This is a genomic window from Paenibacillus sp. GCM10023252 (assembly GCF_042653305.1).
In the GTDB taxonomy this organism is placed as follows: domain Bacteria; phylum Bacillota; class Bacilli; order Paenibacillales; family Paenibacillaceae; genus Pristimantibacillus.
In genome coordinates this window covers 17,880-33,549 of sequence record NZ_JBHSHW010000011.1, presented here as the reverse complement: position 1 = coordinate 33,549, position 15,670 = coordinate 17,880, and the positions used below count along the sequence as shown (strand labels likewise).

Annotated in this window: 12 protein-coding genes; 8 read left to right on the top strand and 4 right to left on the bottom strand. The window is 51.4% G+C overall.

Annotated features, from left to right (window positions below; all coding sequences use genetic code 11):
• Positions 1 to 685 precede the first annotated feature (685 nt).
• Entirely contained in the window at positions 686 to 970 is a 285-nt protein-coding gene (locus ACFO9Q_RS09920; RefSeq protein ID WP_379181343.1) for a hypothetical protein, read from the top strand.
• A 52-nt stretch (positions 971 to 1,022) separates the two neighbouring features.
• Here ACFO9Q_RS09920 and ACFO9Q_RS09915 read toward each other — a convergent pair whose 3' ends face one another.
• Positions 1,023 to 1,874 (bottom strand): helix-turn-helix transcriptional regulator, encoded by an 852-nt coding sequence (locus ACFO9Q_RS09915; RefSeq protein ID WP_379181341.1) that lies wholly within the window; start codon positions 1,872 to 1,874, stop codon positions 1,023 to 1,025.
• Between the two features lie 165 nt (positions 1,875 to 2,039).
• Here ACFO9Q_RS09915 and ACFO9Q_RS09910 point away from each other — a divergent pair, with 165 nt between their 5' ends.
• The 5 genes from ACFO9Q_RS09910 (at position 2,040) to ACFO9Q_RS09890 (ending at position 8,914) form a co-directional block, all read left to right on the top strand.
• The gene (locus ACFO9Q_RS09910) at positions 2,040 to 2,945 is read left to right on the top strand and encodes an aldo/keto reductase (protein WP_379181338.1); all 906 of its coding nucleotides are present in this window, start codon (positions 2,040 to 2,042) and stop codon (positions 2,943 to 2,945) included.
• A 68-nt stretch (positions 2,946 to 3,013) separates the two neighbouring features.
• On the top strand, positions 3,014 to 5,380 hold the full coding sequence (locus ACFO9Q_RS09905; RefSeq protein WP_379181349.1) for a helix-turn-helix domain-containing protein: 2,367 nt from the start codon (positions 3,014 to 3,016) through the stop codon (positions 5,378 to 5,380).
• A 149-nt stretch (positions 5,381 to 5,529) separates the two neighbouring features.
• On the top strand, positions 5,530 to 6,459 hold the full coding sequence (locus ACFO9Q_RS09900) for an ABC transporter permease (protein ID WP_379181335.1): 930 nt from the start codon (positions 5,530 to 5,532) through the stop codon (positions 6,457 to 6,459).
• A 14-nt stretch (positions 6,460 to 6,473) separates the two neighbouring features.
• On the top strand, positions 6,474 to 7,334 hold the full coding sequence (locus tag ACFO9Q_RS09895) for a carbohydrate ABC transporter permease (RefSeq protein WP_379181333.1): 861 nt from the start codon (positions 6,474 to 6,476) through the stop codon (positions 7,332 to 7,334).
• Between the two features lie 44 nt (positions 7,335 to 7,378).
• Positions 7,379 to 8,914: an ABC transporter substrate-binding protein gene (locus ACFO9Q_RS09890; protein ID WP_379181331.1), complete on the top strand. Its 1,536-nt coding sequence runs from the start codon at positions 7,379 to 7,381 to the stop codon at positions 8,912 to 8,914.
• Between the two features lie 115 nt (positions 8,915 to 9,029).
• Here the strand turns inward: ACFO9Q_RS09890 and ACFO9Q_RS09885 are convergent, their stop codons facing one another.
• From ACFO9Q_RS09885 to ACFO9Q_RS09875, 3 genes are all read right to left on the bottom strand, one after another.
• A complete protein-coding gene (locus tag ACFO9Q_RS09885; protein WP_379181329.1) occupies positions 9,030 to 9,854 on the bottom strand; it encodes a MetQ/NlpA family ABC transporter substrate-binding protein in 825 nt (274 codons plus the stop codon).
• 227 nt (positions 9,855 to 10,081) lie between these two features.
• Positions 10,082 to 11,413: an FAD-dependent oxidoreductase gene (locus ACFO9Q_RS09880; protein ID WP_379181327.1), complete on the bottom strand. Its 1,332-nt coding sequence runs from the start codon at positions 11,411 to 11,413 to the stop codon at positions 10,082 to 10,084.
• 390 nt (positions 11,414 to 11,803) lie between these two features.
• Positions 11,804 to 12,598, bottom strand: coding sequence for an AraC family transcriptional regulator (locus ACFO9Q_RS09875; RefSeq protein WP_379181347.1), 795 nt, complete (start codon positions 12,596 to 12,598; stop codon positions 11,804 to 11,806).
• 180 nt (positions 12,599 to 12,778) lie between these two features.
• On the opposite strand from ACFO9Q_RS09875, the gene ACFO9Q_RS09870 reads away from it, so the two are divergent.
• Both ACFO9Q_RS09870 and ACFO9Q_RS09865 read left to right on the top strand, forming a co-directional pair.
• Positions 12,779 to 13,603, top strand: a complete 825-nt coding sequence (locus ACFO9Q_RS09870) for a phytanoyl-CoA dioxygenase family protein (RefSeq protein ID WP_379181325.1) — start codon at positions 12,779 to 12,781, stop codon at positions 13,601 to 13,603.
• A 1,191-nt stretch (positions 13,604 to 14,794) separates the two neighbouring features.
• Positions 14,795 to 15,658: an ABC transporter permease gene (locus ACFO9Q_RS09865; RefSeq protein ID WP_379181345.1), complete on the top strand. Its 864-nt coding sequence runs from the start codon at positions 14,795 to 14,797 to the stop codon at positions 15,656 to 15,658.
• Positions 15,659 to 15,670: the final 12 nt, after the last annotated feature.

Below are 15,670 nucleotides of genomic sequence, written 5' to 3'. Positions count from 1 at the left end.
CCTCTCCCTTATCTATAGAATAATAGATTGTTAGGAGAGACTCCAGTTCCATTACGGGGCCTAGGAGCTTGTGTCATTTAGGTGCATAATGTGCCCTATTCACGCTCTCGCAAGCTAGCTAGCTAATCAATAGGTGCATTATGTGCCCTATTCACGCTCACGCAAGCTAGCCAGCTAGTCAATAGGTGCATTATGTGCCCTATTCACGCTCACGCAAGCTAGCCAGCTAGTCAATAGGTGCATTATGTGCCCTATTCACGCTCTCGTAAGCTAGCTGTCTAGGCAATAGGTGCATTATGTGCCCTATTCATGCTCATGCAAGCTAGCTGGTGAGGTCATGCGAACGGGGATAGCAGCTATTCCCGATGATAGCCCCTTAACCCGCCCCTGTAGGAGGCAGCGCTGAGTGATTGGTTAGTTGGTGAAGCGGAATGCAGCAGTAGAGGCGAGCGGTTGTCACAAGGTTAGGCGAAAGAGGGAAGCAGCAGAACAGGCGAGCGGTTGGCACAGGGTTGGGCGAAAGAGGGAAGCAGCAGAACAGGCGAGCGGTTGGCACAGGGTTGGGCGAAAGAGGGGAGCAGCAGTATAGGTGAGCGTTTGGCACAAGGTTGGGCGAAAGAGGGAAGCAGCAGAACAGGCGAGCGGTTGGCACAGGGTTGGGCGAAAGAGGGGAGCAGCAGTACAGGTGAGCGGTCGGCACAAGGTTGGGCGAAAGAGGGAAGCAGCAGAACAGGTGAGCGGTTGGCACAAGGTTGGGCGAAAGAGGGAAGCAGCAGAACAGGCGAGCGGTTGGCACAAGGTTGGGCGAAAGAGGGAAGCAGCAGTAGAGGCGAGCGGTTGGCACAAGGTTGACGAAGCGGAATGCAGCAGTACAGGTGAGCGGTTGGCACAAGGTTGGACGAAGCGGAATGCAGCAGTACAGGTGAGCGGTTGGCACAAGGTTGGGCGAAAGAGGGAAGCAGCAGTATAGGCGGTATACGCGGTATACGCCCCCCAGCCTCAACAGGCCGCCAAGCAGAGAGTTACTGCTTCGTGTCCTCCGCAGCCGAATACCGCTCCCGGTACTGAGCGGGAGTCACTCCTTCAACTAGGCGGAACCGCTCGATGAAGTAACTGGACCGTGAGTAGCCGACCTCCAGCCCGATGCGCTTAATGGAATGGGGCGTAGCGAGCAGCATCTGCTTCGCAGTGGCGATGCGATGCTCATTCATATAGTCCATTGGAGTAATGCCCATGTACCTCTTGAATAGTCGATTGAAGTAGTACATACTAACCCCCGCATGATCCGCAGCTTGCTGGAGAGTAAGCTTCATCACGCTGTTCCCCTTCATATACTCCGCTGTGCTGCGAATTCGGTCCTCTATGCTTCTCCTGCTAGGCGCGTGCAGATCCGTCGAGTGCAGCAGCAGCTCCAGCAGAATCTCAATGAGCTGTGCAGCCAGCTTGGGAGCCAGGGAGGCGTCGCGGGCTTCACCTAATTCCCACATCCCGAGGACAGACTCATCGACCCGCCGAATGTCCGGGTAAGCGAACACCCAAGGATCTCCAAGCGCCTTGTCTCCCAGCATCCGTCTTATTCCCTCCCCGTCGCAGAAGATCCACCACACCTCCCATGGATCCTCTGCATTCGAGCCGTAATACTGCACGTGATGATCGGAGCAGAGGAACCCTTGTCCCTCCGACAGATGAACAATTCCCGATTCGGTCTTAATCCAGCCGCTGCCGCTCCTGATATAGTGCAGGTTATACGTATGAGGAGGGTAGCGATTCCCGCGAACTTCATGCTCCGGCTCTCCGGCCACCTTACCGACTGCAATGGGGTAGCCGGGGAAGCGATGGAATGCAGGCCGCACGGTGAACATACTACTATACAAGACCGCCAGCCTCCTTCCGCTCTGTGTATAGAATGGCAAAATAATGATACTTAAAGCAATTCATCTGTATATTCATCCTTGTACAGCCCATTATATACTTAACTCATCCGTCATGAAATAACAAAATCGACGTACAGGATGCACCAGATGAGGAGGATATCACGAGTGGAACATACAACGTTCGGCAGAACCGGATTGAAGGTATCCAAGCTAGGTCTTGGAGGCGCGCCTATCGGAGGAGACTTCGGACGATCTGACGAGTCAGAGATAGAGCGGGTCATTCACGAAGCGCTTGACCTCGGCATCAACTTCATAGACACTGCACCACTGTATGGCAGAGGGAAGTCAGAGGAGAGAATTGGGAGGGCACTAGCTGGTACAAGACGTCATGACGTCGTTCTAGCAACGAAGGCAGTCCGTTCGGATCTCTCCTATGACTATCAGAGCACCATGCAGTCGGTAGAGGATAGTCTCACTAGACTTCGGACGGACTGGATCGATCTGCTCCAGCTGCATGACGTAGAGAGTCAGCCGCCGCAGCTCATCCTTAACGAGACCATTCCTGCACTTCTTAAGCTGCGCGAGCAAGGCAAGATTCGGTACCTCGGCGTAACGACGCGTAATCTGCCCTTGCTGAAGATGTACATGGAGACCGGAGTATTCGACGCCATTCAGTTCTACGCCCGTTATATGCTGCTGGACTTCTCGGCTCGCCGTGAGATCCTGCCTCTGGCGAAGGAGCTTAATCTGGGCGTCATTAATGGCAGTATCCTCGGAATGGGCCTGTTAGCTGACGCACCGGCAGCCTTCCTGGGCGAAGCCATCATACAGGAAGCCGCAAGCAGAATGGAGCAGCTGTCCTGGCTGCGACAGTCTGAGCCGAGAGGGTTAATTGAGCCGGCTATGAGATTCTCCCTTAGTCAGCCCGATATCCATGTAAGCCTTACTGGGACGGCGTCGCTGAGCTCCCTTCGTACCAATGCTGCGTACTGTGATGGTGCAGGAATGAGGGAAGAGGACCTGTCCCGTATATACGAGCTGTTCCACAACGTCCCTTCACTGTTTCCTTAGGAAATCATAACAAAAGCCCCTCTTTTTGCTATACTAAATGGCATAAAGGGGGGCTTCTTTTGGCGTGGATGGAGCGGGCAAGATCTCAACGTTATTTCAGGCAGCTGTTATGGACCAATATGATGCTTGTTATTCTGTTTATTTTCATCGTGTCGGTTATCATGTATGCGTTCTCAAGAAATATGACCCATGAATTGCAGCTGGATGCGAACCGTAAAATTCTTAGTCAAGTAAGCTATAATGTGGACAGTCTGAGCACGATTGTGCGTAATCTAGCGATCTCCTTATTCAATGATCGGGATCTCACCGTTCTCATGAATAATCAAGATATTGAGATCTTCCAACTCTATAATAAACTGGGTAAGCTGGACCAGACGGTTAATTCCAACGCATTCCTCCAATCCATAACGGTATACAACCGTTACAATAATTGCTTGTACTCCACTTCCGCAACCCAACCTGTGGAATGTCGGAGCAGCAGGAAGCCGCTAGGTAGAGACAATGAATTGCTCGGGCAATACAGAGAACATTACGGGGAGATTCCCAAGCTAAGGCTGCTGCCTCTCTTAACGGTAGATTCAGCTGGCATCGAGCACCTCCATCTGTCTTACTTCGTCTACGACTCTCAGTCGGACTCTTCGAACTCTTCTAGTCTGCTTATGATTACCATTAAGCCAGAGTGGCTGTTCGATAACTTGCGCACGGTGAACGGATTAGCAGATAACACGCTTGGTCAGATCTTCTTGCTCGATGAGGCTGGGGCTGTCTATGAGCAAGGGACGAAGTCCTTCCCGCTCTCTGTATCCGAATGGCAGGAGAAGATGAACCATGCACCTGCGTATGGTTACTTCTTGTCTAAGGATGGCGAGAGCAAGCAGAAGCAGATCATTACCTATCGAACCTCAGCGATGAATGACTGGCGAATTGTTATGGTGCAGCCTTATGACGCGGTGTACAGCCGGGCAGATCGTATCCGCACCTTCTCCATTCTCGTGCTGCTGCTGTTCATTGTACTATCCATCGCTGCTTCTGTAATCTTCTCCGTCCGGCTCTATCTGCCCATCGGCCGTCTCGTGCAGCAGCTGCGATTGTCCTCAGTGAGGGATACGGGCAGCTCGTCCTCAGATGGTTCTCTCGAATGGTCCAATGACAAGGATGAATGGAGCTATCTTAGCCGTATGTATACTCGTATGCAGAGCAGGATGACGGAGCTCCGAGATAGCAGCCGAGCGAATGAGCATGTGCTTGAGCAATATTTCTACCGGCAGTGGGTAGAAGACAGCACGTCTGTGAATCGTGAACAAGCAGAGAAGGTTGCGGGCGCAGCTAAGTGGATAGAGAGTGAAGCGCTGCTTGTCGTGCTGCTGAAGATTGATAACTATGTCGTATATCAATCGGAGAGGACAGATTCTGAGCGGAAGCTGTGCCGCTATGCGATCTGTAACATTACCGAGGAGATTATAGGCCGCTATAGTTCGTGTATGACTGTTGATAGGCAGAATGATGAGATTGTCGTGTTCATTCAGCTTCAGGGGACGGATGCCCGTCATTCGGATATTCCTATTCATATCATGGAGCAGCTTAGACAGATTCAGACGGTCATCCAGACCTATTATCGAATGACACTTACCGCTGCAGCAGGTAAGACCGTCCGTCACTATCGTGAGGTCACCTCTGGATATGAGGAGGCGAAGAAGCATGCCATGTACCGTATGAAGCTCGGCCAGCAGCAGATCATTACCCAGGGAATGATTGAGCACTCCATTCGTGTTGAAGCCCCTTATATATCCTACAATCTGGACAAGAAGCTGCTTGACCATATTAAGGATCAACAACTTAGGCATGCGCTTCAGCAACTGGAGGAGGTCATTCAGCAGCTCTACCTTGCACCCATTGATCAGCTTGATGATGAGATTCTGAATCTCACAGCAACGATTATCCATTGTATGCGCCAGCATCTCCCGCACGCTGCCTCTATCGTTGATCTCAAGTCTTATTCAAGGAGAGTGCTGGAGAGTGAGACGCTTGGCGGGGTGCATGCGGTGCTGAAGGAATTGATGGAGCATGTGCTTCAACAGGCGAAGCCATCCCATAAGCCTCGTAAGACAGAATTCCTAATAGGCGCCGTCAGAGAGATTGTTGATCTCAACTATGCTGACCCTAATCTTAGTCTGCAATCCATTGCAGATACGCTTCAGCTGTCTCCGGGTTACTTGGGAAGATACTATCGCGAGCAGGAAGGACAGTCCGTAGCGGACTATATTAATGAGATAAGACTTAACCATGCCCAGCAATTGCTAGAACATCAGTCCGATAGCATTGCCCGTATTATGGAGAAGGTCGGGTACGCGAACGAGAGCAACTTCTTCAAGCTGTTCAAGAGAAGAACAGGCATGACACCCGGAGAATTCCGTCAGCGCCAGGCTTCATACTAAGTACACCGCAATAGCAACATTATACAGTCTCATATGTACAGTCCACATTCCGCAGCCCTTCGCTACTATTCACAGTAGGCAGCCTGCTCCTGCTCACTGCATAATGTGAGGAGCAGCTAACCGAACGCGAGGGAGGTGAGTAACCAATTATGAGACCGCTGTCATGGCTGAAGAGTGAGTCAAGATTGTTCCGCAAGCACAGTGAGCTGTTCGTCCTGTCCTTACCTGCTGTCCTATTCAAGCTAGTCTTCAGTTATCTTCCCTTAATAGGGCTCATCCTTGCCTTCAAAAAGTTCAATTACGAGGGCGGGATATGGGGGAGCGAATGGGTAGGCTGGACGAACTTCAAGTTCTTCTTCGCCTCAGATAACGCCTTCCGCATAACACGCAATACCATTCTGTATAATATCTCCTTCATTATTCTCGTTACTGTGCTTGCCGTCTCCTTCGCCATCATGATGAATGAGATTAATCGACGATGGCTGAAGATTCATCAGACGGTGCTGTTCCTCCCATACTTCCTCTCCTGGGTCGTCGTCAGCTATGTGATGCTGGGCTTCCTGGAGCATAAGAACGGCTTCCTGAATCAGATGCTTGTGAGTCTTGGGAGAGATCCTGTTGCCTGGTACCAAGAGAGTGTCTACTGGCCGTTCATCCTTATTCTCGTCTATCTCTGGAAGGCTGTCGGCTTCTCAACCCTGATCTATTACGCAGGCATTCTCGGCATTGACTCTTCCTATTATGAGGCGGCCAGAATCGACGGAGCGACGAAGATGCAGCTTGTTACCCGAATCACCATTCCACTGCTTACTCCGCTCATCATTATTCTGTTCATCGTGGCCATCGGGAGTATATTCCGTGCAGACTTCGGCTTGTTCTTCTTCATCCCTAATGATATGGGTGTGCTGTATCCGGTGACGGATGTCATTGACACCTATGTGTATCGCTCACTGAGGGTTGTCGGAGATCTGGGTATGTCTACGGCCGTAGGCCTATACCAATCGGTTGTAGGGTTCTTCCTTGTCCTGGCGACGAACTGGCTTATTAGACGAATGAACGCTGAGAACTCATTGTGGTAGGAGGTGAATGAGGTGTGAAGCTAATCATCAACCTGTTCTTCACGGTCTTATCTGTACTCATCCTCATCCCGCTCATCCTTGTAATCTCCATCTCCATCACGGATGAAGCGGTCTTGCTCAGCGAGGGGTATCGACTTATACCGCAGAAGGTCGACTTCTTGGCTTATCAGATTGTATGGAAGAGCCCGGAGCAGATTGTTCGTGCTTACGGCGTCACTGTATCTGTGACACTGCTTGGCACAGCCGCGGGTCTGCTCATGACGGCTATGGCTGCCTATGCCATCTCTCGACGTGATTACCGTTATCGAAGAGTGACCACGCTCTATATCGTGTTCACGATGCTGTTCAGCGGCGGACTTGTCCCGTTCTACATCTTAGTCTCCCAGTACCTTCATCTGAAGGATACCATCTGGGCGCTTATTGTTCCCTATCTGGTCAACCCGTTCTACCTGCTCATTATGAAAGGCTTCCTAGACAAGCTTCCTCCAGAAATTTTCGAATCAGCTAAGATTGACGGTTCGAGTGAGATGCGAATTTTCACCCGGATTGTGCTGCCCTTGTCAACGCCGGCCTTAGCCACTGTAGGACTGTTCATCTCCTTCATCTATTGGAATGATTGGTGGCTGGGCCTCTTGTTCATTGACGTGCAGACGCTGGTGCCGCTGCAGCTGCTGCTCTACCGGATTATGAATACGATGGAGTTCCTGACGAATAACGTAAGTCTCATTAATGTGAGGATTAACTTGTCGGAGTTCCCAACACTGTCAGTGCGAATGGCAATGGCTGTGCTGGCGGCGGGCCCGATGATGCTGGTATTCCCATTCTTCCAGCGTTACTTCGTGGCAGGGCTCACCGTTGGCTCTGTGAAGAGTTGAATACGAAGGACAACAATAATCAGGAATAAGGGAGGTCATGTGAAGTGTTGAAGCGCAGAGGGGTATCAGGTTGGAAGCTGCTTGCAGTATTACTGTGCATAATCATGATGGCGGCTGGATGCGGGAACAACAACGGCAACTCAGGCGGAGTGAACGGGAATCAGCAGCCTCAGCCCGACCAGACCGAAGGTGAAGCACCGGGTGCAGACTTGAAGCCGGTTCAATTAACTTGGTATTATGCACAGCCATCTATTCCTGCCGATCTTAAGGAAGTGGAGGCTGCTGCGAACAAGATCATTAAGGCCAAGATTAATGCTACGGTGAAGCTGATGCCTGTCATCTTCGGCGATTACACGCAGAAGATGAATACGGTCGCAGCTTCCGGCGAGAGTGCCGATATTGTATGGACCTCGAACTGGAACTTCGACTATGTGCAGAACCAGAGCAAGGGAGCCTTCCTTCCGCTAGATGAGCTGCTAGATCAGTATGCGCCTGCACTAGCGAGTTCTATGCCTGAGTTCGTATGGAATGCGACGAAGATTGATGGTCAGATCTTCGCTGTTCCTAACTATCAGACGGTCACGAATCAAGAAGGCTTCATCGTTCAGAAGAGGTTCCTAGATAAGTACAAGTGGGATCTAAGTACGCTGCGAACGATGAAGGACATTGAACCGATCCTTGCTCAGTTGAAGATGGATGAACCTGAGTCCTTCCCGTGGGCGATGGATCGCAAGGGAGCCTTCGGCAACATGCAGCGATTGAATGGTCTGGAACCTATCGTCAATAATATGGTTGCCATCGACCTTAGCAATCCGAATCAGGCTGTAGCGGTCTATCGTACTCCGCAATATAAGGAATACTTGGCACTTATCCATAGCTTCTACAAGAAGGGCTATATTAATCAGGACGCTTCAACCTTGAAGTCGCTTACAGATATTCAGAAGCGCGGTGATGCCTACATTGGCTTCCATAATGTGCTTAAGCCTGGAGGAGAGGCAGAGAGCAAGGTTCAGAATGGCGGCCAAGATGTGGTGTACGCGAAGATGACGGATGTGTATGCAGGGACGAATACGATTATTACTACAATGAATGCGATCTCTCGTAACTCGAACAATCCAGAGCGAGCTATGATGCTAATCAACTTGGTCAATACAGATAAGGAACTCTACAACTTACTCGTATATGGACTGGAAGGCAAGCATCACAAGGTGAATTCAGATGGTACTGTTGCTATTGTGAAGGACGGTGGCTATGCCGCAGCGGATTGGGCGCTTGGGAGCGTGTTCAACGGCAAGACGCTAGAGGGTAAGGACCCGGCTGTAGCGGAGCAGACGAGGAAGGAGAATGAATCAGCGAAGCCGTCTCCGATTATGGGCTTCAAGTTCAAGGCGGATGCGGTAACAGCTGAGATAGCGAACGTGAACTCACTGATTGACGAGTACACGCCAGGGCTTGATACAGGCACGATTAATCCAGACGACAAGCTGCCCGAATTCCTAGACAAGCTGGATAAGGCCGGTCTCGACAAGATTGTTGCTGAAGTGCAGAGACAGCTCGACGAGTGGAGGAAGACGAAGTAATCACCTTCGCCCACGTGCCATCGGCTGGTTGCCGACCTCTAGATGTAGATCCTCCTATACTTGAACAAGAAGGGCAGTTCGATGGTCATCCTGACCATCGAACTGCCCTTGGTTGTTACTTCCAGTACGAAGGAGTGGAGAAGCCCTTCGCCTTGTCATCCGAAGCGATGAATTGCTTGAACTCATCGGACTTGTAAGCATCGGCAAGCGCTGTAAGCTTCTTACTGTCCTTATGCTTCTCATTGACGGCTACGATGATCTGCAGCTCAGCGGCAGGATCCTCAAGCAGCAGGGCTTCAGCAAGCTTCAAGCCGGAGGCGATGACGTTGCTGCCCGGAATGACAGCGAAGTCTACATCGTCCAGAGAGCGCGGAAGTCCAGGTGCTTCCAGCTGCTTGAGTGTAAGATTCTTACTGTTCTCCACAATGTCCTTCTCTGATGCCTTCAGCGGCGTGAAGCCGTCCTTAAGCTTAATGAGTCCTGCAGTCTGCAGCAGCACGAGGCTGCGTGCCAGGTTGGAAGGGTCATTCGGCAGAGATACGATGGCTCCATCCTTCAGTTCATCCAAGCTCTTGAACTTCTTGGAGTAGATACCGGCGGGAGCAGATGGGATCTTGATGAGCTCGCTAAGCTCCTTCGCATTCTGCTGCTCCTTGTAGGATTCCAGATAAGCAGCGTGCTGATAGATATTCGCATCAATCTTGCCTTCAGACAAGGAAGTGTTCGGCTGAAGCGCATTCGTGAATTCGGTAATGGTAATCTTGTAGCCTTCCTTCTCCAGGATAGGCTGCACGCCGCGCTTGAACAGATCAGCATAGGGACCTGGGAAGAATCCGAGGTTAAGTGCCTTATCATCCCCTTCTGACTTGCCGCAAGCAGCAAGAGCAGATGTAACGAGCAGAATAGCAATGAGTGTAGCAATCGTCCGTGTGAACTTCATAATAATGACCTCTCCTCTTTATATACAATTATACCAACCAACTTACTTGGTTTTAATATAGGCTAAGAATACAATTAACGAGGTTAAGTTGTCAATACCCAATCTATCGCGAATCTATCGGTGAATCTATCGCTCAGAATATCGGCACGCTAACATCCTGCCGGGCCTGCTCTTCCCAAGCAGATTGGCAGGATGTTGACTAGCCGGACTATGAAGCGTTAGTGAACTCAGATGGCTTGCAGGCCCGCCTGATTCAGCAGGTTCCAAGGCTTGTTGTAGTGGGGCTGGAAGAAGAAGTCGACGAAGCTGAGCTCATCCATCGTCATCTCATTCTGAATACACACCGACAGCGTATTAATAGCTTGGGTGAGGTCGGCTCTCGACAGCACCTGGGCTCCGATGATGCGGCCGGTCTGTTCTTCATACACGACCTTGAGCGTCACTTGTTCATAGGTAGGCATGAATTCAGGCCGGTAATTTTCATGGATTGTGATGGATTTCACAATCATGCCCGCAGCGAGAGCAGCGGTCTCAGTCATGCCGGTCGAAGCGATATGCAGATCGTAGATCTTAATGCCCGACGTACCTTGCGTTCCCATATATCTCACGGTCGGCTTCATAAGGTTGCGAGCAACCAGCGTACCCATTCGAACGGCATTCGTGGCGAGCGGGATATACGCGTGGGCCTTCGTTGGGTTGTACAGGACTGCGCAGCTGTCTCCTGCTGCATACACGTCCGGAATGCTCGTTCTCATATATTCATCCACGAGGATGGCGCCGTTCGGCAGCATATCGACCTTGTCTCTAAGCAGATCGGTATTGGGACGGAAGCCGATGCACAGCACGACTAGATCTGTCTCGTAGGCACCCTTCGTCGTAATGACCCTCGCTACTTGGCCGTTCGCGTCGCCTTCGAATCCGGTTACGGTCTGGTCAAGAGCGAGCTGAATGCCTTCGCCCTGGAGTGTACGCTCCGTCTCATCCGTGAATTCCTGATCCAGATACTTGTACAGCACACGATCCATGTTATCGATGAGTGTAACCTGCTTGCCAAGTTCCTCGAACGCCTCCACCAGCTCTATTCCGATATAACCTGCTCCGATAACCGTTATTTTTTGTGCATGCTTCGCCTTCTGGATGATGGTCTGCATGTGGTTGTAGTTTTTGCATAGCAGGATGTTCTCCAGTTCCATTCCTTCCAGCTTCGGAATAATCGGCCACGACCCGGTTGTCATGACGAGCTTGTCATATTGGTCCTCGAAGGTCTCGTCGTTCAGCAGGTTCCGCACGCGCAGGCGCTTATCCTCCGTATTAATCTCGAGCACCTCATGCCGCATGAACGTCTGGACGCCAAGCCCCTTCAGCTGATCAGGCGACGAGTAGAACAGTCCTTCCGCCTGGGGCACGACACCGCCAATATGGAGCGCAATTCCGCACGACAGGAACGAGATATTGTCATTCCGCTCGTACACGTGAATCTCAGCCTCCGGGTATAGCTTAGCCATCCCCATAATCGCCGCCGTACCTGCATGTGTACAACCAATCACTGCAATTCTCATCACATTCATCCTCCTTGGAATAGCTCATTAGAGTTAGAGTAAGGTAAGAGTTAGAGTAAGGCTAACATCAATTAGTTGTGAAAAAATTCACAATCCTAGCGTTAAAAAACCGACTGCCAAGAGATACAGGATACACAAGCATCTGTTGACCACCATGAAACGACAACTCCTTCTCCCTTGCTCAGCAACGCTTAGGTTCCGCAATAAGCATTGCCCGGCGGGCATTGTAACACCGCTACATTTTGCTGTTCACGCGGCACGCATTGTACATCGTTACATGCTCACCCTGTGCGCTGCTCATCTCGTCTTGCTGCTCTTGCTTATATGTGAAATAATTCACAACCACTTCTTGCTTTTATTATATGCCGATTGTAGAGGAAATACAATAGGCTATTTTGCATCCGAATGGAGCTTGCGATACTTGGATGGAGGGACACAAAAGTGTTGGTGGAACGACGATGAGAAATGGTTGATATGATTAAATCCGGTGGAGTAAGCGACCGCCTCAATCGTCAAGTCCGTTGTCGTCAACAGCAATGCTGCTTGACGCATTCGAACCTCGAACAGATACTCGTGGGGAGGCTTGCCCGTATGGGTTTTGAATATTTTGGAAAAATAGCTGCGTTCGAGTCCCACATGAGAGGCGACGACGGATACGGTCAACTGCTCGGCATAATTAAGGGTCATGAACTGCATGGCATTATCCACATGACGATTGCTTGCGAATTGCCCGGCCTGACGGGTTCGGGATACTGGTGATTCGTTCAGGAGCAGCGCCATCATCTGATACAGCACGCTGGTCACGGTAAGCTCCTTCACATCCATTGAACCTTGAACATGGTGCAGCTGGTCGAACAGCTGGATGAGCTCCGCTCTCCTATGATGATGGTGGGTAGGCGCCTCGGGTGACAAGCCTGCCTTCGCTATATAATCGCCGGCTTGTGTGCCGCCCCAGCCAATCCATCGGTATTCCCACGGATCCTCTAGATCGGCTTCATAATAGGCAAGATGGCCTGGGAACATGAAGAAGCTATCTCCGACAGACAGTGCATATTCGGTACCATTCGTTGTGCGGAATCGTCCTCTTCCTCGCTCAATGTAGACGAACAGGTGATGGTCACGCACCCCAGGGCCGGCGAAGTGGCCGGGCTTGCATCGCTCATGACCGTAGAAGTTGAGCTGCAGCGGTGCGGGGGGAAGGCTCCAGTTGGATTCTGTGTGGGCCAGTGGGATTCACCTCATCAGGTTGTTGGTGAGATTAGCATACCACACATATCCTTAACTTTTACACACATGGCTTCATGTTGTTCGCATGGCTCTGTTCGTATAATGAAGCTAATCACATGACAGAGGAGAGATAGCGGCATGAATGTAAAAGTAGGCAGCAGAGAGCTGGAGATGGGAGGCCCTCACCTGACAGAGCTTCGGAGCTCGAATGATATACTTGGTGACAATAAGGCGCTAAGAGAGCGGATGGCTGAGGATGGACACTTGCTTATTCGCGGATTCCATAATCGGGCTGAAGTGTTGAAGGCAAGAACGGCCATTCTCCAGAAGATGGATGGGATGGGGAAGCTCTCGCGGGATACCTTGCTGGAGGAAGGCGTGATGAGCGATGGGAGCAGGAGTATCTTCATGGGGGGGACGAATGAGGACCTGCCTGATCTGTTGAATGTGCTGAATGGCGAGCGGATTATGCAATTATTCGATGAGTTCCTGAGTGAGACTTCGCTTACCTATCACTTCAAGTGGCTAAGGGCGGTCGGCAGCGGGGACTACACCGGGGCGCACTATGACATTGTGTATATGGGGAGAGGAACGGAGAATGTCTATACGGTGTGGTCGCCGATTGGGGACATCTCCTATGAGATGGGCGGGCTCGCTATGTGTCTGGGCTCGCATCGATTCGAGTCGCTGAAGGCGTCGTATGGCCGCAAGGACTCCGACCGCGATCATATTGGAAGCTATACGAATGATCCGTTGGAAGTGACGAGCCGGTATGGCGGCCAGTGGGCAACGACGACATATGAGGCGGGGGATGTGCTGATCTTCGGCATGTACATGCTTCACTGCTCGCTGGAGAACACGACGAACCAGTACCGGCTGAGCGTAGACGCGCGCTACCAGCCGGCGAGCGAGGAAGTTGATGAGCGCTGGAGCGGGAAGAAGCCTCGCGGGCATTTTGCCTGAGGGGTGGGGCCAAGTTGGTCTGAGCGGCTGCAGTGTTGGTGTCAGCACTGCAGCAAGGTGAGGATTGGTCTAATGTAAGGATGATGAATAGTTATAATGTGCCTCTACAGCTCCATGTCTGCCTCTGCTCGTACTCGGCTGAACCATCGGGCGGATTATCGTGGTCCTTAGTGCAACCGTGACATATAGCGCGGGGCTGAACCCCTCAGACTTAACAAGGAAAATCCACGTTAACTCCTAAGGAGAGCTTCATACTAACCTGCTCGCCGCGGGTTAACGCGGCAAATCCCCGTTAACCCGTCTGGCAGCAGCTAAGTGCACCGACTTAACAGGGAGAATCCCCGTTAACTCCTATGGAGAGCTTCATACTAACCTGCTCGGGGCGGGTTAACGCGGCAAATCCCCGTTAACCCGTCTGTTAGCAGCAATGTGCACCGACTTAACAAGGAAAATCCGCGTTAACTCCTAAGGAGAGCTTCATACTAACCTGCTCGGGGCGGGTTAACGCGGCAAATCCCCGTTAACCCGTCTGGTACGAGCAATGTACACCGACTTAACAAGGGAAATCCGCGTTAACTCCTAAGGAGAGCTTCATACTAACCTGCTCGCGGCGGGTTAACGCGGCAAATCCCCGTGACTTAGCTGTGCAGACATAACAAAGAAACGGGCACCGCCCTCGCACTCTCGAGGGCGGTACCCGCGTTCTGCAAAGGTCGAACATACCGATCGGAATCCTACATAGTCTACTAAGTTACTCAGCATACTCTAGCAGCTATGCGAATGCAGCGCCAAGCATGAATCTCCCATGCCATACCAGCATCCAGCATGAATCTCCCATGCCATACCAGCATCCAGCATGAATCTCTCATGCCGATCACCATCCTCCATGAATCTCTCATGCCATACCACTTTCAAGCCATACCAGCATCCAGTACACAGCACCGCCGCTGTGTGAACGACCCGCATATCTCGTAATCGTTGAATAGTTACAACTATCGTTGGGTAGCCCAGTAGCCGAGATCCGTTGCTGAACGCTAAGATAAGAGTACAGTAAGCAAGGGAGGACGCCACATGCCAGCAACTAATTCTGCCGCTCGACCATCAACCGCCGAGCTATCCGCTAAGCCAGCTGCGGGAGCGCCTCGCCAGTCCGTACCTCGGAGACTGCTGCAGCAATGGGATATACAACTGATGATATGGCCAGCCATTGTGCTCGTCTTCGTATTCTCATACCTCCCGATGTACGGTTCCCTGACGGCCTTCCAGAACTATAATCTGTTCAAGGGCTTCTGGGACAGCCCCTGGGTCGGGACGATGCACTTCGAGATGTTCTTCCAGTCTCCTGAATTCTGGCTCATCATGCGCAATACCATTTGCATATCCTTGCTGAAGCTGCTCATTACCTTCCCGGCACCGATCATGCTCGCTCTTATGCTGAACGAGGTTAGGCACATGTTTTTCAAGCGAATCATTCAGACGATCTCGTACCTGCCGCACTTCCTCTCGTGGGTCATCGTTGCAGGCTTCGTGGGCTCGATGCTGTCGGTAGACAATGGAAGCGTGAACATCCTGCTGCTTAACACGAAGCTGATTGAGGAGCCAATTAACTGGCTGTCTGTTCCTGAATACTTCTGGGCAATCTTGATTAGCGCGAACCTATGGAAGGAGATCGGCTTCGCCTCCATCGTCTATCTTGCTGCGATTGCAGGTATTGACCCGCATCTCTATGAGGCTGCTGCAATGGACGGAGCGACACGCTTCAAGCAGATGTTCCTCATCACGATTCCGTCCATCCTGCCGGTCATCATTATCTTCCTCATCCTGGCGGTGGGCAACATTCTGAATGCAGGCTTCGAGGATCTGCTCCTGCTCGCGAAGAATCCCATCCTCCGGGATGTAGCTGAAGTCATTGATACCCACGTCTATCGGGTAGGCATTCAATCGTCACGGTACTCGTATGCAACAGCAGTAGGGTTGTTCAAGGCTGTCATCTCTATTGTCTTGCTGACCGGGGCGAACGCTATGGCTAGACGATTCGGGCAGAGCCTATGGTAGACCACTATGAAA

Bases quoted from the DNA above. Each gene is read 5' to 3' on its own strand.
- ACFO9Q_RS09870 (WP_379181325.1), top strand. From the start codon at position 12,779: ATGAATGTAAAAGTAGGCAGCAGAGAGCTGGAGATGGGAGGCCCTCAC.
- ACFO9Q_RS09905 (WP_379181349.1), top strand. From the start codon at position 3,014: ATGGAGCGGGCAAGATCTCAACGTTATTTCAGGCAGCTGTTATGGACC.
- ACFO9Q_RS09865 (WP_379181345.1), top strand. From the start codon at position 14,795: ATGATATGGCCAGCCATTGTGCTCGTCTTCGTATTCTCATACCTCCCG.
- ACFO9Q_RS09885 (WP_379181329.1), bottom strand. From the start codon at position 9,854: ATGAAGTTCACACGGACGATTGCTACACTCATTGCTATTCTGCTCGTT.
- ACFO9Q_RS09900 (WP_379181335.1), top strand. From the start codon at position 5,530: ATGAGACCGCTGTCATGGCTGAAGAGTGAGTCAAGATTGTTCCGCAAG.
- ACFO9Q_RS09880 (WP_379181327.1), bottom strand. From the start codon at position 11,413: ATGAGAATTGCAGTGATTGGTTGTACACATGCAGGTACGGCGGCGATT.